Origin of the sequence: Sporosarcina sp. BP05 (genome assembly GCF_014282005.1) — a bacterium.
Taxonomy (GTDB): Bacteria; Bacillota; Bacilli; order Bacillales_A; family Planococcaceae; genus Sporosarcina.
In genome coordinates, this window is sequence record NZ_JACFTD010000002.1 from 228,331 (window position 1) to 252,033 (window position 23,703).

General features: G+C 37.4%; 25 protein-coding genes. All 25 read left to right on the plus strand.

Annotation, left to right across the window (positions count from 1 at the left end):
• The first annotated feature begins 67 nt into the window (after positions 1-67).
• The 25 genes from H2672_RS02940 (at position 68) to H2672_RS03060 (ending at position 23,698) form a co-directional block, all read left to right on the plus strand.
• Positions 68-2,557 (plus strand): CD3337/EF1877 family mobilome membrane protein, encoded by a 2,490-nt coding sequence (locus tag H2672_RS02940; RefSeq protein ID WP_370569586.1) that lies wholly within the window; start codon positions 68-70, stop codon positions 2,555-2,557.
• Positions 2,558-2,612: 55 nt separating this feature from the next.
• A complete protein-coding gene (locus H2672_RS02945; RefSeq protein WP_186668755.1) occupies positions 2,613-3,350 on the plus strand; it encodes a hypothetical protein in 738 nt (245 codons plus the stop codon).
• A gap of 48 nt (positions 3,351-3,398) precedes the next feature.
• Positions 3,399-4,433: a peptidoglycan DD-metalloendopeptidase family protein gene (locus H2672_RS02950; RefSeq protein WP_186668757.1), complete on the plus strand. Its 1,035-nt coding sequence runs from the start codon at positions 3,399-3,401 to the stop codon at positions 4,431-4,433.
• Positions 4,434-4,711: 278 nt separating this feature from the next.
• Positions 4,712-5,401 carry a hypothetical protein gene (locus H2672_RS02955; protein WP_186668759.1) on the plus strand — a complete coding sequence of 230 codons (690 nt, stop codon included), beginning with the start codon at positions 4,712-4,714 and terminating at the stop codon, positions 5,399-5,401.
• Between the two features lie 284 nt (positions 5,402-5,685).
• The gene (locus H2672_RS02960; protein ID WP_186668761.1) at positions 5,686-6,732 is read left to right on the plus strand and encodes a replication-relaxation family protein; all 1,047 of its coding nucleotides are present in this window, start codon (positions 5,686-5,688) and stop codon (positions 6,730-6,732) included.
• Between the two features lie 80 nt (positions 6,733-6,812).
• A complete protein-coding gene (locus tag H2672_RS02965; RefSeq protein ID WP_186668763.1) occupies positions 6,813-7,019 on the plus strand; it encodes a hypothetical protein in 207 nt (68 codons plus the stop codon).
• 5 nt (positions 7,020-7,024) lie between these two features.
• Positions 7,025-7,519, plus strand: coding sequence for a hypothetical protein (locus H2672_RS02970; protein ID WP_186668765.1), 495 nt, complete (start codon positions 7,025-7,027; stop codon positions 7,517-7,519).
• A 98-nt stretch (positions 7,520-7,617) separates the two neighbouring features.
• Positions 7,618-8,337: a hypothetical protein gene (locus tag H2672_RS02975; protein ID WP_186668767.1), complete on the plus strand. Its 720-nt coding sequence runs from the start codon at positions 7,618-7,620 to the stop codon at positions 8,335-8,337.
• Between the two features lie 156 nt (positions 8,338-8,493).
• Complete coding sequence (locus H2672_RS02980; RefSeq protein WP_186668770.1) at positions 8,494-8,907, plus strand: hypothetical protein; 414 nt, start codon at positions 8,494-8,496, stop codon at positions 8,905-8,907.
• 21 nt (positions 8,908-8,928) lie between these two features.
• Positions 8,929-10,677 carry a type IV secretory system conjugative DNA transfer family protein gene (locus H2672_RS02985; protein ID WP_255485285.1) on the plus strand — a complete coding sequence of 583 codons (1,749 nt, stop codon included), beginning with the start codon at positions 8,929-8,931 and terminating at the stop codon, positions 10,675-10,677.
• 172 nt (positions 10,678-10,849) lie between these two features.
• Positions 10,850-11,671 carry a S1 RNA-binding domain-containing protein gene (locus tag H2672_RS02990; RefSeq protein WP_255485286.1) on the plus strand — a complete coding sequence of 274 codons (822 nt, stop codon included), beginning with the start codon at positions 10,850-10,852 and terminating at the stop codon, positions 11,669-11,671.
• Between the two features lie 67 nt (positions 11,672-11,738).
• Entirely contained in the window at positions 11,739-12,458 is a 720-nt protein-coding gene (locus H2672_RS02995) for a hypothetical protein (RefSeq protein WP_186668774.1), read from the plus strand.
• Between the two features lie 148 nt (positions 12,459-12,606).
• Positions 12,607-13,308 carry a type II toxin-antitoxin system antitoxin SocA domain-containing protein gene (locus tag H2672_RS03000; protein ID WP_186668776.1) on the plus strand — a complete coding sequence of 234 codons (702 nt, stop codon included), beginning with the start codon at positions 12,607-12,609 and terminating at the stop codon, positions 13,306-13,308.
• Complete coding sequence (locus H2672_RS03005) at positions 13,283-13,717, plus strand: type II toxin-antitoxin system PemK/MazF family toxin (protein WP_186668778.1); 435 nt, start codon at positions 13,283-13,285, stop codon at positions 13,715-13,717. Before H2672_RS03000 ends, H2672_RS03005 begins: the two co-directional genes overlap by 26 nt.
• A gap of 579 nt (positions 13,718-14,296) precedes the next feature.
• Entirely contained in the window at positions 14,297-15,577 is a 1,281-nt protein-coding gene (locus tag H2672_RS03010) for a RecT family recombinase (protein ID WP_186668780.1), read from the plus strand.
• A gap of 2 nt (positions 15,578-15,579) precedes the next feature.
• Positions 15,580-16,377 carry a hypothetical protein gene (locus H2672_RS03015; RefSeq protein ID WP_186668782.1) on the plus strand — a complete coding sequence of 266 codons (798 nt, stop codon included), beginning with the start codon at positions 15,580-15,582 and terminating at the stop codon, positions 16,375-16,377.
• Positions 16,378-16,449: 72 nt separating this feature from the next.
• Positions 16,450-16,914, plus strand: coding sequence for a single-stranded DNA-binding protein (ssb, locus tag H2672_RS03020; protein WP_186668784.1), 465 nt, complete (start codon positions 16,450-16,452; stop codon positions 16,912-16,914).
• 78 nt (positions 16,915-16,992) lie between these two features.
• Positions 16,993-17,697, plus strand: a complete 705-nt coding sequence (locus H2672_RS03025; RefSeq protein ID WP_186668786.1) for a PD-(D/E)XK nuclease family protein — start codon at positions 16,993-16,995, stop codon at positions 17,695-17,697.
• A 664-nt stretch (positions 17,698-18,361) separates the two neighbouring features.
• On the plus strand, positions 18,362-19,072 hold the full coding sequence (locus H2672_RS03030; RefSeq protein ID WP_186668789.1) for a lantibiotic protection ABC transporter ATP-binding subunit: 711 nt from the start codon (positions 18,362-18,364) through the stop codon (positions 19,070-19,072).
• Positions 19,065-19,793: a lantibiotic immunity ABC transporter MutE/EpiE family permease subunit gene (locus tag H2672_RS03035; protein WP_186668791.1), complete on the plus strand. Its 729-nt coding sequence runs from the start codon at positions 19,065-19,067 to the stop codon at positions 19,791-19,793. Before H2672_RS03030 ends, H2672_RS03035 begins: the two co-directional genes overlap by 8 nt.
• Positions 19,790-20,350: a lantibiotic immunity ABC transporter MutG family permease subunit gene (locus H2672_RS03040; RefSeq protein WP_186668793.1), complete on the plus strand. Its 561-nt coding sequence runs from the start codon at positions 19,790-19,792 to the stop codon at positions 20,348-20,350. Before H2672_RS03035 ends, H2672_RS03040 begins: the two co-directional genes overlap by 4 nt.
• 212 nt (positions 20,351-20,562) lie before the next feature.
• Complete coding sequence (locus tag H2672_RS03045) at positions 20,563-21,225, plus strand: response regulator transcription factor (protein WP_186668795.1); 663 nt, start codon at positions 20,563-20,565, stop codon at positions 21,223-21,225.
• Positions 21,213-22,565: a sensor histidine kinase gene (locus tag H2672_RS19865; RefSeq protein ID WP_186668797.1), complete on the plus strand. Its 1,353-nt coding sequence runs from the start codon at positions 21,213-21,215 to the stop codon at positions 22,563-22,565. Before H2672_RS03045 ends, H2672_RS19865 begins: the two co-directional genes overlap by 13 nt.
• A 506-nt stretch (positions 22,566-23,071) precedes the next feature.
• Positions 23,072-23,320, plus strand: coding sequence for a hypothetical protein (locus tag H2672_RS03055; protein ID WP_186668799.1), 249 nt, complete (start codon positions 23,072-23,074; stop codon positions 23,318-23,320).
• A gap of 15 nt (positions 23,321-23,335) precedes the next feature.
• Complete coding sequence (locus tag H2672_RS03060) at positions 23,336-23,698, plus strand: hypothetical protein (protein ID WP_186668801.1); 363 nt, start codon at positions 23,336-23,338, stop codon at positions 23,696-23,698.
• Positions 23,699-23,703 lie beyond the last annotated feature (5 nt).

The following is a 23,703-nucleotide window of genomic DNA, read 5'->3' on the forward strand; positions in this document are numbered from 1 at the left end:
AAGGAGGTAACAGGCTTTAAGTAACCCTTGCTTTATGCATAGGGTTATTTTTATTGCCTAAAATTATATGAAATCTAATAACTTGAGAATATTTCTAGTATTTATGACGATATTTTTGTTTTTCGGTATGGGAGTCACTCATTCAGGATTAGCAGATGACGGTGTAGGAACTAATAAAATGTCAGATATCATGGATATTATTACGGATCAATATGGTGAGTTTAAAGATGACGGAAAATCTTATTATCACTTGGATGCGGTTTCAGATAAGGATGTAGAATCTTTTGACGAAGGTAAGAAGTTCTGGGCTGACACTTACGATAAACTATTTGGGTGGGCTGATGTTAAAGAAAATGTAGGTAACAAATTAAGTGAAATGGTTAATTTAATCAATAATATTGTCTTTGATATAAATATGTTTTTAACCTACACGATGCTGGTTATGTATGACTTAGCTTATACTGCCGATTTCACAGAAAAGATTATTGAGGAATTGGATTCTTTAATGTCCAATATTACAGGTGTTACTGGTGGGAGATTTAGTATTGGAAATGGTCTTTTTGGGAATCTTGTAAAACTTATAGCAATCATAACTGGCATGTATGCATTATATGTTTTTATCCTAAAACGAGCTTTCTTCGAATCGTTTTCAACGGTTTTTCAAACAATTATTGCGTTGACAATCGCAATCCTGATGTTTGCTAACTACACAACGCTTTTAACGGGAGCCAACAAAATAACCACGGATTTAAGTGGGTTTGTTGTAAGTCTTCCAAGTCAATCTAATGAATCAGAACCAAATATTAATGATCCAAAAACAAAAATGAAAGATAGTATTTGGGGAATGTTTGTCGACAGACCCTACTTGTATATGCAATATGGTACACATGACGTGGCAGATCTGGGTGATGGAGATCGAAGTAGAGGAATTCAACGAGTTAAAAGTATTTTAAAAGAACCTATTGGCGAAGGTCGGCAAACAAAAGTAATTGAAGAAGAAGCTTCCAAAATAACCTTTGATAACAACATGATGAAGTATTCCGCAGTAAATAGCCGATTAGCTTTCTCATATTTCTACATGATGATTAATGGGTTAGTCTCACTACCAATCTATTTATTGTCACTTTGTTTAATTCTATTTCAGTTCTGGTTTATGGTCATTGCAGCTCTTGCGCCCTTTGCTTTACTGATTGGTGCAATTCCAGGACAATTTAATGTTTTGAAACGATATTTCATTGAGTTAGGCATCCCATTAGCTTTGAAGATATTTGTTTCATTCATTGCGTTAATTGTATTTGTAATTTCAGATATTATTTACGCTGGTGATTTCAAATCGATAAATGGAGCTTCTAATCCATTTTATAGCTATGTAGGTGCAGCAACCTTTAATTTATTATTGTTCGGAACAATTTTTATTCTACGGAACAGAATCAAAGATATATTCTCGTCTGGATCGAATGCAATTCGTGACCTAAGAGAAAGTTCTGGAACGTTCACAGCTCCATTTAAAAAGGGTGTACAAAACGTTGCTACGGTTGGTGGTGCTGTTGCCGGTGCTGCGGTTGGAGGTCCAGCTGGTGCTATGACAGGCGCGGCAATTGGTGGATCTGTTGGTAAGGTTGCAACAGGTGAAGGTGGCATAAGTGACGTTGCTGGCTCTGCGATGAAAGCCCAACATCTTGCCCACTTGAGTAAGATGACAAAAACGCAACAAGCTGCAAAGCTTTCTGCTACTGACAAGGGTAAGTTAGACGGTTTTATGGATGACAAAAACTTGACCCCTGAAATGAAAGAGGAAACGAAGGAAGCCCTTGAAAAAGAAGGAATAACAAATTTAAGTGATGAAGAACTGAATGAACAATTTACGAAAATTAGTAATAAAGGCGATTTGGACGGTAATTTTGCTCAAACGTTTGCTAAAGGTATTTCAGATGACCGAAGAAGCAATGCAATCGAAAAAGAAAAAGATTTATTATTTGCTGGAAGAGAACAAAAACGTGAACAAACAAAATCAGTTCTGTCTGACAAAGGAATCCCCTCAGAAATGGTTGATGCAACAATGACTGCTTTAGATCAACAAGGTTTGCACGATGTAAGTCCGAAAGAATTGCATTCGCAACACGACAAATTGATGACGCAAGGCGAATTGAATGATGACTATGCTGCGACATTTGCAAAAGGGATTGCGGATGAAAGAAAAACGATTCAACTACAAAAAGAGAAGCAAGATGTATACGGTGAAGTGGAATATGAACTTCATATGAATAAATCCATGGTGACAAATGAGCTTGCGAATAAAGGTGTGCCAACCGAAATGATTAATCAAACCCTGGATACATTAGGTGATCGCGGTTTAAACAATGTCAGTCCAAGTGAAATGAACAGACATTTCGATTTGGTAGTTGAACAAGCTGAAAAAGGCGAATGGAAAAATGGTTTTGCAGACACGTTTGCTAGCAACATTGAAAATGAAAGAAGGGCCATCGAATTGGAAAAGGAAAGAAAAGCCATTATTGAAGGCAATAACCTGAAATCGTTAGATGATTTTCCAGAGTAGTAAATGAGTTTTTTGAAACTAGCATAATAACTAGAAAAAGGAGTTGACACTTTCGGTGAGTGAGCAAACAAAAAGAATAGTTTCTTATGGCGTGATGGGTCTAGCTGTCACGCTTTTATTATTGGGTTTTATTATCGGTTTTGTCGATAAAGGAAAGAAGAACAGTGTAGATGATAATTCAATACAAACTCCCAATGGAAATGCGGAAGAAAATATTTGGCAATATACTTCAAAAGAAGGAACCAAAGAAAATAGTTTAGCTGAAAACGAAGGGGCTGATACCAAAAAGGAAGGAAGTGGAGATAGTGGTGTTGTAAAAGAAAATCCTGAAAAGAACTATTTGAAAGTACCTGAAGAGGTTTCAAAAAAACCGACTCAAAATGATATGTTCAGCAATAAGGATTTGGAGAAAACAATGGAAATTGCAAATGAATTTGCTTTAAAGTTTCATGAGTTTGATAAAGCATCACCTGTTAAACATTTAGAATCCGTTGAGGGACTGCTGGATCAAGGATATATCAGTTACCTGATGGATAGTGAAGAAGAAATGATTACGGGGTTAAAAAATGTGAAAGGAATCGTTTCAAGAAAAGTTCTTTCAGTGGAGATTAAAGAACCTGTTGCCCCAACATTAATTGCTATTTCATGGGATGCGGTAGTTATAAGTGAAGTGATTACTAGTGATGGAAAAACCAGAAAGGATACAGATATTTACAGTTTGATGTTTGAAAAAGACGACAGCCACAAATTTCAAATTGTTGAGTATTACTTGAACTATGACGACAAAAGATAGGGAGGAGGGAGCGAACAAAAGCTCTTTTAAGGGTAAGTAGTTCGTGGAATGAATATGAAAAAGTTGTTATGGATTGTACCAGTTATCGCCAGCCCAGCTTTGCTATTAATGTTTTCGCTTCTTGCCCTTCTTCTTTTCTTTGGGGTATTTGTAATTTTTACGGAAGAAGACGATGAACAGATGAACTTTGGGGGTGGAGCGATATGTCGTGCTGATGGAGAAATTAGTGAAACAGTATTTTTCTCTCAATTTAATGATGCTGGAAAATTTACAGGCAAAGGAGAAGTGTTTATTGATGTTGCAAAAAAGTACGGCATAGACCCAGTGTTGATGTCGGCAGTAGCTTTTCATGAAACGGGATTCGGAACATCATCGGCGGTTATGGTAAAAAACAATCCCGGTGGTTTGATGGACCCCGCAACAGGAAGTAAGTATTTATATTCATTTCCTACAATTGAAGATGGTTTAAACGCAATGGGGAATACGCTGCACAATCGTATTATTAAGGACGGTTTAACAACGATTGCAGATTTAGGTAGTGTGTATGCCCCAATTGGAGCAGACAATGATCCAACCGGATTAAATAAACATTGGGGACCAAATGTTACTACGTTGGTAGCTCAATTTGGTGGGCTAACGATGAACTGCGAAGTACATGTTGTAGGTGACTGGATGCTTCCTGTATTAAATGGATTAAGAATTACGAGTCCATTCGGTTATCGAACACACCCTGTGCATGGTGATGTAAGACTGCATACAGGTGTAGACCTTGCTTGTGCAATTAATGACCCTATCCTTTCAGCCCAAAGCGGTAATGTTATTTTTGCCTCTGGAACAGGTTGGTCAAACGGATACGGGCTACATGTAATCGTCAATCACGGTGAAGTCACTACTTTGTATGCCCATCTAAATTCTACGCAAGTAAAAATAAATGATGTGGTTTCTCAAGGTGATGTACTCGGCACATGTGGTTCAACGGGAACATCAACCGGAAACCATCTACATTTTGAGATAATTCGTGCCGGTGGAAAAGAAGATCCGATGCCGTATTTGACGGAATATATGGCTGTTGGAAAGCAATAAATATAAAAACATGATTTGTCCGACGTTAATCGGAGGTGTAAACGTTGATAAAACAGTGTTTCGGATAAGTAACGTCGGACGTTGAAGAAAATGAATGTCCGACGTGAAAGTGCTCTACAAACGTTGCTGTTATAAGGTTCTGAAATCCTAACGTCAGACGTTGGGTTATTCGTGTTGGAAAAACTCTATAAACGTCCGACGTTGAATTTCGAGAATACTTATGTATCAAGGGTTTGAGAGGTGAATTTACGTCCCCAAACAAGAAAGGAATGGATTTTGTGGAATCTGAAAAGAAGATGCTATTCGAGCAACTGAAAAATATTGAAGAAATGAAGGTTTACCTAATGTTACAAATAAATAAGTTGGGAGGAAATGAGGCTGCTATCAAGAGAACATCGGTATACCCAATGGCGAAGGTAAAACCCTTGTTAATCAATGGTTATCCAGTTTTTCAATTCTCATATGAGGGAGCATTACCCGCTTATAAAGATGATGACAGAGATTACTTGGCATTGATTAGACACTATTATTACCGTGCAACGTTTGATGCGTATGATTTATCCAAGATAGATATTAAATTTGATCAGTCGGTCATTATTACAGCCCATTACTTTAACAACATGCAGATACGCGATTTAGACAACCGGAATAGAAAACTCCTTCAAGATGCGATCCGTCAAACGGGTTTAATTGGGGATGATAGCTGGTCCAGAGTATGGAATGTTGATGTGGGATTCCTTGATCCCAATGAAAATCACGTTCAAGTTTATGTAGTATCGCAAGACAACTTTGCGGATTTTATGTCTTACTTACAAAATGAGCACGAGAACTTAATATCTGTTGTAGAAGATGCCAGAAGAGAATTGATAATCGAGGAATATAAAGCAGAGGAAATCCAAAAGACCAAATTAGTTGAGACGGAAAGTGAAGAAAAGGGCGGTGTCTCCGCAGCGGTTTTTTGGGGTTAATCTATGTCTGGAAAACATCATATTGCACCTAGATATTAATGCTGAGATTCATATCCAATATTAAGGGATTTTGAAACCCCTAATATTGGATACAAGAAATCAGCTAATATTATACCCTGTTTATGCTGTTTAAACATTTGTGGATACAGCACAATCATTCATTCCTTGCGAATTAAGAAAATCAAAGCAAAATCCAAGTAGTTTAGTTGAATCAATTCGTAACAGCGTGTAGAAGTGACCGAAAATAAACAGCCGGGGCGAACAATCAAAAAGGAGGGGAACACATGTCGAAGACGGGCAATAAACAAGCGGTGAAGATTCTGCAAGCTCGTGATATTGAGATACTCACTGGCCTCTACGAACATCGAGCGTTGAGTACGGAGCAGATCATGCGACGCTACGAAATGACGAAGTGGTACACGTACAAGAAATTAACATTGCTACGAAATAGTAAATTAATCAGTACCCATCCAATACGTGGATACCTTGCGAATCAGAAACGACAAGGGAATTACCATAGAATTAGTGAAACAGGCATCACCTGCTTACGCAAACAGGGGGTGGTTGTTGAAAGGAGTGCAGACCAACTGCGTGTGAACATACGGCATCTCCCGTTCCTGCTATCCAGTAACGATATAATGATTGACTTAGAAAAATATCAATGGGTCATGAAAGACAGTCGTCAGGTCAAAGTAGAGTATGAATTAAACCGTGGGGCCAACGTACAGGGGATGTTAACGAGTCCTAGAGAAGTAGGCTACTTATTTTATATGTTCATGCATGGTATCAGCAAAATGAATCTCAACAAAACAGTAAAAGAGATAAAGGAATCCAATTATCCAAACTATATGGTATTTGCAAAAAGCCAAAACAGTTTTACGACGATCGTCAATGTGTTTTCAGCAGATGACGGTCTAATCGTGAAATGTGAAAGTTTGAAAATATTCCCGTTTGTCTTTGCCAAATACTATCTCCGTCTATTTGAAGATGAAAATAATGTCATGAAGTTTCTAGAGGACTACGAAATCTACGACTTGTCCTTCAAAACATCATCTGTAAGTGGAATGAAGCAACACGATGGATTAAAGCGAGTCGTTCGCCACAATGGGGAAGAAAAGTATTTGGTGAATTTGCTGGATACCGATTTAGTCAAAGTTTATAACATCAAACAATATCGCAAAGAGATATACGAATTGGACGGTCGGAAAGTGCTGGTAGTCACAACTTCAAATACACGAACTTTGCATGAACAGTTATTGGCATCGATTCATCATGTGGATTACCTTGAAATTGATACTGGGGATCTCGTGGATTATCTGTCCGCAATCTAACGAGCTATTTAAATAGAAGGAACTGTTCTTCAAAAGACATTTTGAAACCAAATAATAAAAATAGGAAAGGGGAAAATAACATGCCAACTATTAATCAAGTCATACCTGAACTACTGGAAATGACAAAACTAACCGCACACGAAAAGGGGCTTAATAATGAGATAGCCGTGCATCTAGGGGAAGCAGAACAAAAGAGGATGTACCGTACTATGCGTGAGTTACTAGCTGATGAACTTGTATTTGTGTTGAATCTGGAAGTGTCCAGTGCCCGAAGTAGAAAGGGATGATCCAATTGCAAGTAATTATAGTGGTAATTAGCTTTCTCTCGGCAGCGATGGGTGTCACAATCATGTACAACGCTGTCTATATCCCTTCAGCAAAGTTAATCCTGATTGCTGGACTGATAGCTCTGGCCACCTACTTCATCGTAAAGCAGTTGCAGCAGTCGAGAAATAAGAAGTTAGACAAACTAATGTCAATCAGTACGACGTTATTCGGATCAATGTTCCTTGCTAGTCTCATCTATTCGACCTGGGACATGGAAAAGTTTCTATCTCGATTGACAATGATGAAACTCACATTGGTATTGCTTGGCGTAATCGGAATATACCTGAATATCGTCTTCATACGAGCTGAAATCTCCTACAAGAAAAAACGAGGGAACCAGCGAATCGAGGAACAGCCGAACAAAAGTTATTTTGAAAAACGTAAAGAGGAAAGAGAAAGAATTGAACGGGGAGAGGTTAGAATAATACTGGGGGTATCTACAGATAATGACAATAATTGATAAACACCAAGCTTGTGTAGTAGAGTTACAATGAAATTACTAGAATTTCGTTCAATAATAGGCAATCAAAGAATTGTTATAAAAAAATCGTAGATAGAATGGAATTAATTAAAATATCTCATAGAAAAGAGGAAATTGTAATTATGGCCTATGACTATTCAACACTAACCAAATACGACTTAAACATTAAGGAACTACGAAATCACGTTTTACAGAATCAATTTGATTTCAAGTACTATGACGAGTGGATAAATGGTTGGATGAATGTGTTTATAAACGCTGAAATTGATACCTTAACTCAAATTCAAAATTTAGAGAGAAACGGCGTTCCGTTATTTGAAGTATTCGTAAAAGAGATTAGCTTCGGTAATGCAGATTTTAAATTCAATTTCATTGTTGAAGGAGCAAAGAATTATATTAAGAATAGTAAAGCAACACCTAAAAAAATACCCGTATCAGAGTTTTTAAAGAAAGTAATGTGGACTGAAGAGGAAACTGAATCATCACATGAAATAAATGATCCAGTTTATCTTACGACTCTTCCTACAGGTAACAAAATGTACCTGCTTATTGATGGGAATAAGCGAGTGTCACAACTTTTAAGAAGTGGCGCAAATGAAATTAAGTACTTTGATATTTCTGCAGAAGATATTATTGAACAGCAGATTCTTTTGTTCACTATTGAAAAAGCGATGTATGCTTTTCTAATTGAAACTTATACTTTCCAACAACACTTGAAAAGAGGGCGATACACTCACAAGGATATCTTCGAATCATCGAATATTTTTAAAGCGTTTAAAGCGCTTAACATAAAATAAGATAATCGAGTAGGGAGTGGTAGCGATTAACTTCTAACTTGTTGTTTTTTAGAAACCTAATAAAATATAATTTCAAACTACAACAACACGTTTCATATATTTTTTAAATGAAGCGTGTTATTTTTATTGCCATTTTTACGAAAGGAGAGTCGTAAAGTGTTTTTCAACTCTAAAATCTGTAGAAAGAAGCTATATATCTTCCCGGAAGTAGAAGATCATATAGCCAAACAAAGCTCAACCGAATTAATAGAGTTGGGTTTTCTTGTACTTGAAACTTCACTCCTCTTATTGAGAAGAATGAATAACAGCAACGACAAAAAGAAAATGCAGTTTTGGAGGAAGCGAATTTCGCACAATGTTCATGCGCTACCTGAATTATTATGGGGTGATGATGAACAAACGAGTCAGCTGATAATTAGAAAACAAAGCGAGGAAGACCTAGAATACCTCAGATTCAAAATCTCGAAAGTAATTCAAACCTTGTTCAGCTTTGAAGAAAATGAACGAGCTTTATTCAAAATGGAGCAGATTCATATGTACTTTGAGAAGTGGGATTGGATAAAGAGATAACCACGAAAGGAGTTGAGGCAGATGGGAATGCCAATTATATGGCAAGGGAGCGACTGTTTCACACATATGCTTGCTGTTGGTCCAACGCGTTGCGGTAAGACAGCGACAATATTGAAACCGATGATATATCAACTGTTGCTTCAGAAGAAACGAGGTGTCCCCTTAGGTATATCAGTTGTAGAACCAAAAGGTGATGTAGCAGCAATGGTTGCCGAGATGTGTGCGGAAATGGATATACCTTGTACGCATGTTGACCCTGAACAAACCAATTCAGCTAGATTTAATCCAATGGAAGGTGACACTGACACTGTGGCGGAGGCAACAGTAGTCGTATTAAAGGGCTTGTTCGGAAAGCAAGATGCATTTTTTGCTACCGTTCAGGAACTTTCGGCACGTAACGTTACGAAACTTTTGAAAGAATTACACGGCAACAACATGGACATTATCGATGTGATGAATACGCTTCGAGATCAAAATGTCTTACAGCAGAAAGTATCCGAACTGAAACATCGTGATGGTATGACAGATTTGGTTCACTTCTTCGAGGCGGAATTGCTGGGGAGTATGCGTGAGAAATATCAGCAGTTTGTTATTGGATTAAGGGCACAACTCGAAAATATTGTAAGCAATGAATCGTTACGAACGATTATGACAGGTAAGAGTGATGTGAACATAGACGAGCATTTGGCAACAGGCGGTGTTTTAGCCGTCAATACAGCACTTGGTAAACTACGGAAAGCAGGTGATGCATTCGGACAGTTTATGATCATGCATTTACAAAACGGGACATTCAGAAGACCCGGAACAGAAGATACACGCATTCCTCATTTTTTAATTGTCGATGAATACAGTCGCTATATTAATCCAGATGTAGAAATCTTTTTATCACTCGCTGCCGAATATCGGGTAGCGGGTATTTTTGCGACGCAATCTCTTGGCCAACTTGAAATCGAATCGGGAAGTCTTGGTCCAAAGGCGATGAAACAAGCAATTCTTACGTCCTGCCGAAACAAAATTTGTTTTGGCGGTATATCTGCACAAGACGCTCAAGATTTTGCAGATGAATTCGGTAAAGATAAAGTCATCATGCGACAAAGTACGTATAAGAATCGAATATTGTTACCACGGCTATTTCCAGATTCCTATCGGGACACAGAGGATGAAGAATACCGTTTCGATCCAACAGACTTAATGGACGGCATACCAAAGTTTAACTTTGTCCATAAACTTTTAGAAGATGGTACCCCACAAAAACCTGCCTTAGCAAAAGGTAACTTTGTGCCACGTAATTGGAAGGAGTTGAGGGAATGGGAAGACAAAACAACTTTTAAAAAGTCGAGGGGTAAAAAGTCTAAGGAGGTCACGAAGGATAGTCTAATTGATCGTTTTCGGGAACGGATGAATAACAGAATAGAGAAGGGGGCTGAAAAAGAACAACAGGAACGATTACCAGATATCCCAATTGAAACTCTTGAAACCCTTCAATCGTTAGAAACATCTATCGCCGAAATTCCAGATGATGCACCAATAGTAGAAATAGAATCAATAAAGGAAAAGCAACCATCTTCATCTAATCCAATTGATGATAAGGGTTCGGATAATTATAAGGGGGGAGTTAAACATGGTTCTAAACAAACTAAGGTACGGAAAGAGCCAACAGTAGTTACCTTGCCTGTAAAAGAAGAGAAAATCATTGTTCAACCGGCTTCAAATCATAAAAAGAAGGAAATGAGTAATGTTGTTAAGTCTAATGATGGATTTTGGGATTAGTTATAGCTATTTAAATGGGAGACACCTTTCGTTAATCGGTACTTGTTGATTAATGGTCGGTGTTATTTTTATTGCCAATTTTATAAGTAAGGAAAAATCCAATCAGAATGAAAAAATGACACAGGTTTTAATCTCAAACAAAAATATACTAATGAAATGGAGAGAATTGAAAATGACTGAAGACATGATGCAAGTATTAATTGAAGGTTTTGACCCATCGAAAGTACAAGTGGATAGCGAATTTAATGGTGACTGGAAAAAAGTTTACGGTGCTTACCAAAACAACACGATTTTGCAAGCTTCAATGACTGGAATTGAAACGCTTCTCGATAAGCCTTGTGCTGTTGTAACGCTTGGCAACATCCGTGGGTTCATCCCTTTGGAGTTTACAGGTGCAGCCAACTTACGCCAGCTTCGAGCGATGACAGGACAGTCTGTTGCGTTCAAAGTTCTGAACTATGACCGTGAAGCAGAAGTATTCACTGGATCACGTATCGCAGCATTGGATCACATGGCCTCCATTACGTTGAAAAAGATTGATATAGAAGACGAAATCATTGCGGTTGTTCGTAGTGTCAGCCCATCACTTGTCCGAGCAGATATCGGTGGAATCGAAGTTAAAATTCCATTGGAAGAAATCAAATATGGCTGGATTGACGATTTAACGGAAGAGGTTAAGCAAGGCGATCACCTGAAAGTTAAGGTCTTGGAGATTGATAAAGAAGAGAAGAAAGTCGTTGTAAGTGCAAAGGCCACACAAGAGAATCCGTGGTTGCGTTCAATTGGTCGATACTCGTCAGGTAATGAATACGTGGGCACAGTTTCCGGTGTTCGTGAATACGGTGTGTTCGTCAATTTGGAAGCCGGTGTGGATTCATTGGCCCGTCACTTGAAGTTCCAAAACGTTAAAAGAGGTGACCGGGTATTAGTACGTGTGTTAGAAACGGATGCAAAGAAAGAACAGATTCGTACACGTATTACGCGCGTACTGTAAAAAGAAATTGTTGAGGGGGACGTCATAGTGCATCCCCCTTCTATATTAAAATTAGAGGAGGATAACAATGTCAATTAGCCCTTATTCTTTATCGCATGAATGGAGTTTGCATTGGACACGGATACCATCGAACATAAAACGTTCAGATTATATCAACGGAGAATCACCGAAAGAACGAAAGGCGTTGGAGGCACTGGCAGCAGTGGGGATAATTGAGGGAGCACAGCTCTTTCGGTTATTTTCTTTGGATAAGAAACGGCTCAAACGAATGGTAATGGAAAAGAAAATTGTTTGGCATGAGATCCATCGAAACCAACAGGTAGTACCAATTTACACAATTGGAATAAATGGGGCAGTCATTGCTGGACTGAATGATTGTTATGAAAGTAATTACTGGGTTGAATATAAAATAGAGGATGTTTTGAAACGTCTACTGTTTTTCCAACTGTTGAAGCAGTTTCCTGAATCGAAAGTTGTGCCAGCGCAATTACCGTTCAGTGGTGCGATTCAGTTTCAGGGCAAGCCAATCTATTTATATGTGGTGCGCGGAGATGTAAATGATTTACTTACGTATTTAAAGTGGAGAGGTAAGCACTTTAAAGATCGAGTAATAATTATTACTGAATCAATTAGGCACTTACTACCGCTAAGGGTGACTGCGGCAGCCTTAAAAGTAAGAGTCGCCCTGGATCTTGATTTACGGGACGACATTGAAGACCTTCAAAAGCACTTTTATTTCCTGGATGAATCCGGTGAATTTATTAGTGAGGTAGAAAAGCAAGGGTAGTAGATAATAATACAAAATTTTGAGTGGAAGATCTTTTTGCTTTTTGGAGGTATTGACACTTTAGATATAGAAGTTATACACTTAGGGTTACTATTGATCGTATTTTATCGTATAAAAAGAGGTACTATGGAGATACTGGAGGAGAAAAATGAATATGACATTGATGTATAAAGGGGAAAAAAATCCGTCATCTTCCATTAATGAATTGAAATCCTTGTTGACTTATTTTCTGACTAATTCTGAAAAGGAACTTGGTAGAACTGAAATTATGAAATATGTTTATTCGTTCGAATATTACTTTTACCAAATGTATGGGAAGCAACTTACCGATTTAAAGTTTAATCGGTATCATTATGGACCCAACGAATCAATGGTTCTAGAAGCTGTTTCCGGGCTTGAAGAAGAGGGAATAATTCAAGTTTCTAGGATTGAAAATTATTATGGTCGACTGTCTTTCAGACATAAATTTGTCATGCAACCAAGAGTTGATTCATATGATTTACCAGAGCAAGCAGAATTTGTGGCAAGTTTTATTTTGGACAGATTAGGGAATGAAAGTTATGACGGGGTTATTAACTTCGCTTATTCGACCCCACCAATGGTGGAAATATTAAAGGAAGAAGAACTTGTTGGTAGCAAAATTTTGGGAAGGGTGTTGGATATGTCAAAAACAGGACCTGTTTTTAAATCCACCCGTGTACAAAAAGAGGAAGCTAGAAGAAGATTAAAAGCACAACAAAGGGAAAGAGGCTCTGATGAAGAGTATTATGGTCATCTCCTAAATCAGTATAGCAATTTTGAGGATACAAGGGGGAGGGCTATAATTGTCGAGTCAAACTTATCAGAGTAAAAGGGATTTTTTCGATGACCGAAGTTTTTCTTTTGGGCAGGTTTGGTTATTGAATGATAGTGAGATTGTAATTCCACAAATAGACCATTTGCAAACCCGAAAAGTACATGAAGAGCGCTGGGTGGTGGTAACTTCAAACAACCCTGAAAACCACCACCCCCTTTGTCCAATTGTTACTGTTTCCCCACTTTCCACAAGAGTGGATTTGAAAAGAAATTATGATTTAAATCTAGATAAAGCAAATGACAATGTAAAGGAAAATTGTTTATTACAATTGCAGCTGAGTCAACCAATTCTAAAAAAAGAACTTTATGAGCTTCAAGGTGATATTTCAGATGATAAAAAAGTGGAATTACAAGTATTATTAGAATCCTTTTTTGGGCTATTTGACGAAGAAGAATCGTGCTAAGCTTAGAGCTAAATGGTGATTACATATTTTTTAAATCATTCTAGTAATGAATCCTTGTAAAAAGGGACAAAGTTACAATCATAAGGCAATCGAAAAGCATCTTAAGGTGCTTTTTTTGTCCGGAAATATGGATGTTGATTTCAATCAATTTGCTATCCCTTTTTCAATTAGATATAATATATACATATTTCATTAGTTTTCACGTCACCATTTTTCCCGGGTGAAAGTCGTTAAGCCTTTGTTTCATTACTAAAGGAGATTCGACACAAATGTTTAGCCTTTGTATTTTCATGCTCTTTGAGAAAAGTCAGGCAGACGTTTCACGTCACAAAACTGCTTTATGCACACTAAATACTTACGCATTATTTGCGTGATATATATTTTAAAAGCCGATTGATCCCGCTATGGGTGACATCGGCTTTTTTAATATTAAAATTTGAAAGGAGTGCTGCAAAGAAATGACATGAGAACAAAACAACTTTCTTTTTCAGTTACTGTGGGTTACATAAAAGTCGATTGATCCCTTATGGGTGAAGTCGGCTTTTTTATTTATAAAAAATACAAAAGGAGATGGTTTAAGTGGAAAAAGTACTTACGTTTACAAACGAACAGAAGTCGTTGATTTGGAATCGGTTTGTTCAGCCAGCAAATGGAACTCAAGAAGAGGCGAATCATTTTATTGAAGTGTGTGAAACATTCGGCTTGAATCCTTTGCTTGGTGACATCGTTTTTCAACGTTATGAAACGAAGAATGGACCGAATACATCTTTCATTACTACTCGCGATGGGTTGCTTCGTGTAGCGACTACACAAGAAGGCTATGTAGGGCCTCCCAACGCTAACGTAGTCAGAGAAGGCGATACATTCGAGTTCATTCCTTCAGAGGGAAGTGTGCGGCATGAGTTCGGTCAGAAACGTGGCTCCATTCTTGGTGCCTATGCAGTGATGCATCATAAGCGTTTTAGACCTGTAGCCGTGTTCGTTGATTTCTTGGAGTACTTTCAAGCGAATTCAGGAGAGCTTAACTCGAAGTATGGTAATAAAAATGTTTGGGACAAGATGCCGTCCGCTATGATTCAAAAAATAGCAGAGGTATTTGTACTTCGTCGTCAGTTCCCACTAGGTGGTTTGTACACTCGTGAGGAAATGTCGCTTGAAGAAAACGATAACGGTAATAGTGGAAATGCAGACATTCCGAACCAGTCTAATCCAGCCCCTGAAAAACAAAGCGAAGTGGTTGAGCATCAACAGACTCCTGAAGCACCTATTCAACAGCCAAAGGAAAACGCTGTCGAAGGGGTATTCATCCTACAAAGTTTTGAAAAAGGCGTAAGTCCACAAAATGTTCCGTTTGCAAAATTAAACGTAATGAACAAAGCAAGCAGTGAAGTAAGTCTTGTTTTGGTAAAAGAGAAAGAAGAAATAATTGAATCTCTGAGTCATGTTCAAATGGGAACAGAATTATCATTGGTAATCAAAAATGAAAGTGGCTTTAATTTTCTTGAAACGTTCACTCTGGTTCAAATGGAAGAACAAAATGTTCAAGTTGAATCAGCGCCCGAACAAGCAGAATCTGTTCAAAATGAAAAGCAATTAGTTTCTGAATCTGCTGAACCACTTGGAGCATTCATTATGGAAAAATACGAACTAGGTACAACACCAGCTGGCGTATCTTTTGCGAAAATGTATGTGAAAAACATAGCGGATAAAAAGCAATCTATGGTTTTTGCACAAGGTCAAGAAGCGGTTGAGAAAACGAAGCATCTTTCCGAAGGTAGCGAATTTGCAATGCAGACGCGCATCGAAAATGGATTTACGTTTTTCGTGAAATTGGAAGATGCAGATAAAAGGAGTGCTTAATTATGCTCCCAGAGATCCTAAAAGTTGCCGAGGAATATGGACTAACGTTCAATCCTCGGTATCACGGTAAAAAGGAGACGCTTTGCAAATGCACGTTTTGCGAAGAAGATTCTAAGCCTGGAAAAGGTAATAAGTTTTACCTATCTTTAAATACACAAGATCAAGTGTACAAATGTTGGTACTGTGGCGTTTCCGGTGGCGTTTTAGACTTCGAAGCAAAGTTGTCAGGTCTTTCTTATAACAAAGTACGTGAAAAGTATTTTGGGAAAAGAAAGAAACCAGTACATGCTGCTGAAAGTTTAAATGCACGTCAGCTTCGATTAATCGGATGGGCTGAATATAAACGAAAAGATCGTAACGATTTCAAAAAGAATCGAGAATCGGTTTTAAGAGATTGGAAAAAATATGAGCATGGAGAGCTGGTAAAACACTTTGCCTTGTTCATGGTGATCGCTCATATTGAAAATCAAACTGAACGCCAAAATGAACGCCAAAATGAACTTCTTCAATATGTCATTCAGTCGTGTCATAAAACACGGATTTATTTGTTGTTCAATCAACTGTTGGCTGAATACGTGAAAGATGAAGAAGAACGTTCCGCTTGGGCTATAGAAGGAACCGTAATAGCACGAGGAGCTTGGAAAGCATCGTTATCCACTTATGACTTTGAAATGGATAAAGTCGTGTACAACGTCGTTTTTCTCTATTACCTGCTAGAAATGGATAAAAAGAAAATCCCTATAAAATATACGCATAAAAAAGAATCAATCGTGAATGACAACATGTCTTTTGCTAATTAAAATTTCCGTCACCCTTTACGGAGGAGAAATAGGGACGTAGCTGTAAAACAGTTGCGAGAAAAGGAGAACAGTATGAATAACGTAAGCCTAGTAGGCCGATTAACGAAAGAGCCAGAATTGAAATACACGCAAAATGGTGTGGCTGTCTGCAACTTTACCCTTGCTGTGAATCGCCCCTTTAAAAATGCCAATGGTGAAAATGAAGCTGATTTCATCATGGTTCAAATTTGGAGAAAGTCTGCTGAAAATGCAGCGAATTATCTTAAAAAAGGTAGTCAGACTGCGTTGAATGGTCGTATCAATACTCGCCATTACAAGAATGACAAAGGAGACCGTGTATACGTGACAGAGGTAGTCGCTGAATTTGTACAGTTCCTAGAACCGAAACCACAAGGTCAAGGGAATCAACAACAAGGCAGCTACCAGAAGCAACCCAATCCGTATGCTGGCAACAGTAGCACTCAAAATCAAAATGGTAATCAATTCGAAACGGGTGGAGGTCCTATTGCGGTAAGCGATGATGATCTGCCGTTCTGATGGAATTTTAGTAGAAGGAGATTGGGTTTCCAGTCTCCTTTTGTTTTTGAAAACAGAAAGAAGAAAGGAGGGATCATATTGATTTACTCTTTTTCACGTTTAAATCTTTACACAACCTGTCCGTATCGATTCTTCAAGAAATACATTGAAGGATACGAAGAACCAACGACATACCCTTTAGCATTAGGAAAGGGTGTTCATAAAGCAGTCGAAGATAAAATCAATGGGGTGTCTCATTCAGAAGCCGTTTTAAATGGCATGATTGAAGCCGAGTTTCATCCAGAAGTAACGATGGATGAATTATCGCAGTTGGTAAGTCATGCACCGCTAACAACAGATATGGGGCAGACTGAGATCCATTTTCAACTCCCTTTATCCGATGCAGATTCAGCCCCAATGTTGCAAGGTTATATTGATCTTATGTCACCAGACGGAAGTAAGATAGTTGATTGGAAATCAAATCGAGTGAGATACGATGTTCGGGACAACCATCAAATAGGATTGTACGCATGGGCTGTAGGTCAATTAAGGAACAGAACACATGTTGAAGGCAGCTTATATTTTCTCCGGTTCAGGAGAGCGAGCAAATACGTTTTTAATCAGACTGATATGGAAGATTCAAGAAAGTGGGCTTTAAGCGTAGCGAATGAAATCAATTCCAAACGGGAGATTTTAGACTTATTACCAGAAGAAGCGGAAAAGTTATTCCTATCAACACCTTCTAGTAATTGTAGACATTGTCCGTTTGCAATTGAATGCTATAGAAAGTTTAGTTGTTATTAAAAGATGAATACAGAACAAGATTAGCACCGATGTGGATTAATCCCTTCGGTGTTTTTCTTTGTTCAATTAAAGTGGAAGGAGGTATTTACATGATTATGATTACAATAATTGAAGGAGTCGTAATTATAGGTGCAGGGGGTGACCTTGCAACCCTGTCGTATTTGGTTGGATTAAGTCTAGGTAAGGAAAATAGGAATACTCTTTGAGTAGAAATTTAAGCTCTTCGGTTTTCAGGCGCAAAATTCTAATTAATACACTAAATAGAAAACCGATTAGAACATCAACCGGTTATTTATTTTTCTTTCTTTGATTTATCTTTGTTTGACAAACTTTTTAATATTTACTGATCCAACAATTAATACAGATTTCTTGCATTGAAAAAATCTCTATACCCTAATCGCACACTTGATTCTGGTATACCCCTTATTTAAGTGTATTACGTCCACCCCCGTATCTACTCATCTCACAAATGAGCTCGCATGTTTCTTTAACACCTCAAATCTAGTACGTTAATACTCAAAAAAGACCGCTGTTTAAATAGTTACTGTCCAACAATCCTTTTATATTGCTTCGAATATACAAAAAATCTGTATAGATTTTCTTGGAATCTTATAGAATCCTTAGAAATGACCTTTATACTCCTTATTAGAAGGAGGTAATAAAGATGAGTAAATATATTATTAATACAAAGAAAATAACAAAAGCCTATAAGAACCAGAAAGCCAATAATGAAGTTTCCATTAATATTGAAGAAGGATCTATTTATGGGTTGTTAGGGCCTAATGGAGCTGGTAAATCAACACTTTTGAAAATGTTAGCGGGATTGGCACGTCCTACTTCTGGCGAAATCGTTTATCAAGATGCACCTTGGAAAAGAGAAGATATTTTAGATATTGGTGCGTTAATTGAACATCCTGCAATCTATCCTAATTTAACAGCATGGGAGAATCTTGAAGTTTATCGCTTAATGTACAATATCTCTAACAAACAATCTATTTCGAAAGTGTTGGAGACAGTAAGATTAACAAACACTGGTAAAAAGAGAGCAAAGAAGTTTTCAATGGGAATGAAACAGCGTCTTGGTCTTGCGATTTCCCTACTGAAAGAACCCCGTCTTCTAATACTAGATGAACCGACCAATGGACTGGATCCTGTGGGAATAGAGGAGTTAAGAGAATTGATAAGATCTTTCCCAGAACAAGGAATAACAGTCCTCTTGTCATCACACAACCTTTCTGAAGTACAACAAGTTGCTACACATATTGGGATCCTCCATCAAGGAAATTTACTATATGAAGCCCCTATTGATCCCAATGAAGATTTAGAAAGTAGATTTAAGGAAATTATTAGGCAAGGAGGACCGATTCATGCTTAATACATTGAGACTTGAAGCAATAAAACTAAAGAGGACTTCCACCTCTAAACTAGTGATAGGTATAACTTTTTTCACTGTCATAGTATCAGGAATACTGGCATCAGGTTTTCTGGTGCAGAATTCTATGAATTGGTGGTACACTCTTTTATATCCTTTATTAACTGCGCTTGTCTGCTCGACTATATTTGGTTCATTGGACAAAAAACATGGATTTCAACCACTTTTTCTAAGCAGGATTCATATGGGAAAATTTTTTATTGCAAAATCTACGGTTGCAGGATGTATAATGTTCATTTCATCGGTTCTTTATTGTTCATTGCTTCTGATAGTAACATTAGTTTTGCCGACTGAATTCGATTGGATACAAATTAGTTCAGCGATATTTGTAACTTGGCTTGGTTATTTGTTTTTAATCCCATTGTGTGGATTACTTATGCTTTATCTACCATCACTTTTGGTAACCATATGTATAGTTATAGGCACAGAGATGATGCAAATGCTATACGCTCAGTTCCCAATCTGGCAATTGAATCCCTTTATTACGCCAGCTGTTATTATGACTACAATTGTTAATACTTTGCCAAATGGTCTACCTAATAATGGAATAATGGACTCGATTTCCATTCTGGCAATATTTTCATCATTGTTTATTTCAATTTGCTACTGGTTTGTTAGCTTATGGTTAGGGAGCAAACTGCTTCAAAGGAAGTCTGAGCGATGAAACAGATGATTCATTTATGGAGAGCTGAACAAGTCAAAATCAGAAGAACTCCTAGTGTATGGCTACATCTTTTTATACCTATTGCAATTTCCTTCCTTTTTCTTTGGTATTACGGTTTTTCCCAAGTTAACTTTGAAACAAAATGGACAGCTTTTATTCAATTACTTGCGATTAGTTTTCCATTTATGATTTCCGTGGTCGTATCAATCGCAGTTGATCAAGAACGTCAGAATGGCTTTGTCTCTTTACTAGCTGGTATACCTAATAAAAACACAATAATCGCTGTGAAAATCCTCAGGCTTTTTTGTTGGGGTACATTTTCACTTGCTTGCTCTATTTTGATTTTTGTTACCGGACTGAAATTGCAAAATCAATCGTCCAATGATGTGATGTATTTTCTAATTTCCACGTCCATTATCATGTTAACCGTGTTATTGTTATACTTCGTACATTGGTTTGTGGACCTTCGATTTTCAAGAAATTACTCCATTGCACTGGGCTTGGTTGAAAGCTTAATTGCAGCTGTTTTTATGACTGGCTTGGGCGAAGGCTTCTAGACATTCGCACCAAGCAGCTGGACAGTCCGTTATATTTCCTATTATATGCAATATAACCAATCAACAGATGTCGGCACTCTAAGTCAAATTAGACAAACTTTAATAAATAGCGCCACAACTCACGCTGTGATCGTTTGTATCTCACTCATTATTTTTTTCATATGGTTTAAAAAGTGGGAAGGTGAAAATACCGATGATTAAAGGAGCTTTCGATGAATAAAATACTTGCTATTGATGACGATATAGGAATTTTAAAGCTTATCCAACGAGCATTCTTAGGGCAAGATGTGACTGTTACCATAATTGACAATCCTGATGAACTTTCATCGGTGGACATTACATCTTTTGAACTCATTCTGCTCGACATCATGATGCCTGATATGGACGGATTTGAGTTGTGTGAAAAAATCAGAAAGAAAGTAGATTGTCCAATTATTTTTCTTTCTGCTTTGGAGGAAGAACAATCAATTCTTACTGGTCTTGGCATTGGTGGCGACGACTATTTAACAAAACCTTTTTCTATATCTGAATTAAGAGCAAGAGTGCATGCTCACCTTCGTCGAGAAAATCGAACGAAAGAACACTCTATTTTTCGGGGAGCTATTCGGATTGACCTTTCAGGGGCAAGAGTTTTTGTAAAGGATCAAAAAGTAGAGTTAACAAAGAGTGAATTCATGATCCTTAAGTTATTGGCAATGCATCCCGGAAGAACCTATTCCCGTGAGCAAATCTTTATCGACACATATGGTTATGATCGGGACAGCAATGAGTCTGTCATTACAGAACATGTTAAGAACATCCGAAGAAAGTTCGATAACTTTGATATCAATCCATTTGTTACAGTTTGGGGGATTGGTTATAAGTGGGAAGAATAAAGAGGATTGACTTATTTCTGTTGCGCTTCACTTTCCTACTTGCTGCTTGTCTGATTTTCATTTGGATTGCGGCCTTATTTTTTATAGTTTCATCTGGCTTTGGTTCCCTATACCCTGCAGATGCAAGTGAATTACATTTGTCAAAGAATGCTCATGAACTTGAGCAGAAGCAAGAGGTTAGGGAAGAAATGCTTCTACCATTTAATCAATATGCAGTCTTTGATAGTTCAGGAGATTTTCTCTATGGTAGTATAGTTGATCCCCAGATGGTGTGGAATCACTACGAGAAGCAGGATTTCTATTTAGAAAAGGGATGGTATTTTAAAGCATTCGAACGAAACGATGAGATTCTCTTAGTATCCTATCCTATAAAAATGATGTATAAAAATGACTGGATGAGGAAGTATGTTCCAAATCCTGAAATTGTATTGATTACTTCAATACTCATAGCTTCCGTTTTGATTGTTTTGGTTTTTGTTAAAAGATACGCGATGAGACTTTCCAATGCCATGGGATTGATAAAGGAAAACGTGAATGAAATTAAACTGAATAATTTGGACTTTATTAGTAAGGAAACCGAGTTCAAAGAGTTAAATGATATCACTCAAAGCCTTAATTTAATGAGAGATGAATTAAAGTTTTCATTAGAACAAACATGGGAAGGACAAAGAAAACGAGAGTTACAGGTCAAAGCTCTTGGACATGATATTAAAACACCGTTAACGATTATTAAAGGTAATGCTGAACTAATAACGGAAATGGATCTACACCCAGAAATACAGGGCATGCTTGAAGATATTATCGGAAGCGCACAGCATCTTAGTGAATATGCCATGAGTTTAACGGAATTGGATACAGAGATAAGAGAAGAAGTAAAAATCGATGTAAGAACAATATTTAATGAGTTACAGCAGGAAGCACGCTCTTTAACTTTGCTAGATGGAAAGAGCCTGGAATGGAAAAATCTACTTCATGATCCGATTATGCTACGTAGTGAAAGAACTAGACTAAAAAGGGCATTCATGAATCTCATAGCTAATGCAACAGAAAGGGCTAGAGAAAAGGTTACTGTGACCATCAATGACAACGTAGAAGGTACTATCGAATTCACCGTGTTGGATGACGGTCGTGGTTTTTCGGAAGAAAGTCAGAGACGAGCAAAGGAGGCTTTCTACACCGATGATCCAAGCCGACATAATAAACATCAAGGCCTAGGATTATATATAGCACAGTCAGTAATCTGTGATGATCTAGGTGGTAATATCATCATTGAAAATATCGTAAGTAGTCGAGATAATCATGTCTTAGGAGCATCTGTAATTTGCCGAATACCATCATAAGCCTAAATGTGCTAGTATTTGGCAATTTTAATGCTGTAATTCATCCTGGCTAATTTAAACTAAAGTCATTTTAAAATATTTGTACTATTATTGTACTATTATCGTATAAACATAAAGTTTTCGATTTGCTTCTCTCTTTATTAGGTCATATGAAACAAATAAATATCGGGTTTACTTGATACTTATTTTCCAAAGTGTTGCGACGCCTACTTCGATTTGATAAACTTAAACTATATTCTTTTAGTTTCCAAGTCATCGCATTTTGATGAAAGTCGTTACACCTTTTCACTTTATAAAAGGAGATTCGACACAAATGTTGCAGCCTTTGCATTCTCGTTTCGAGAAAAGATAGGCAGATGTTATTGTACGTCACAAAATTGCTTTCGAGCATATTCATATGGGTATTTCCGCATTTTTGCGTGATATATATTAAAAGCTGATTGATTCCTTCGGGATGACGTCGGCTTTTTTTGTTTTCAAAAATAAAAAGAAATGGAGTGATTGAAATGGTTGGAAAACATTTAGATAGTCTTATTTCCAATGTTAAAACAGGAGGTACAAAGAAATCATTCATCTGTTATGTAGATGAAAAGAAGGAGAGGAAATTTCTTGTCTTTAAGTTTGGCGGTATCTACCAACTAAATGACAAAGGAGAAGTTGAAAAGCTAGATTTACTTACCGATATTCATGATATTTTCTTAGCCATTGAAAAAGGTGATGTAAAAGTTATTGGGAGCGGAAATATAGGAATTTAAAGGAGGAGTTTAATCATGGTACTAGCAAAGACAGAAGAAGTTAAAAGCATGGATCATGCAATAGTTTTAGGTAAAGAAATTGAACGTGTCGAAGCAGCATTAAAAGCAATGAAAGCAGAACTAAAAGCGTTCGTTGATGTAAATGGTCCTGTTGATACCGGTGACGTGATTTGGGATTATACCCTATCTGCATCGTGGAGTTTCAATGAAGAGGGGCTCAAAGAATTAGCGCAGAATATGGTTCTTGAAGGTGTCAATCCATGGAAAGTATTAAACATTACTGCTTCTAACCTAAAGAAATTGGGTTGGGATGATGCAGTTGTAGCAAAAATGGGCGAAAAAAAAGAGACAAGAAGATTCTCGTCTCGTAAAAAGTGATTCTT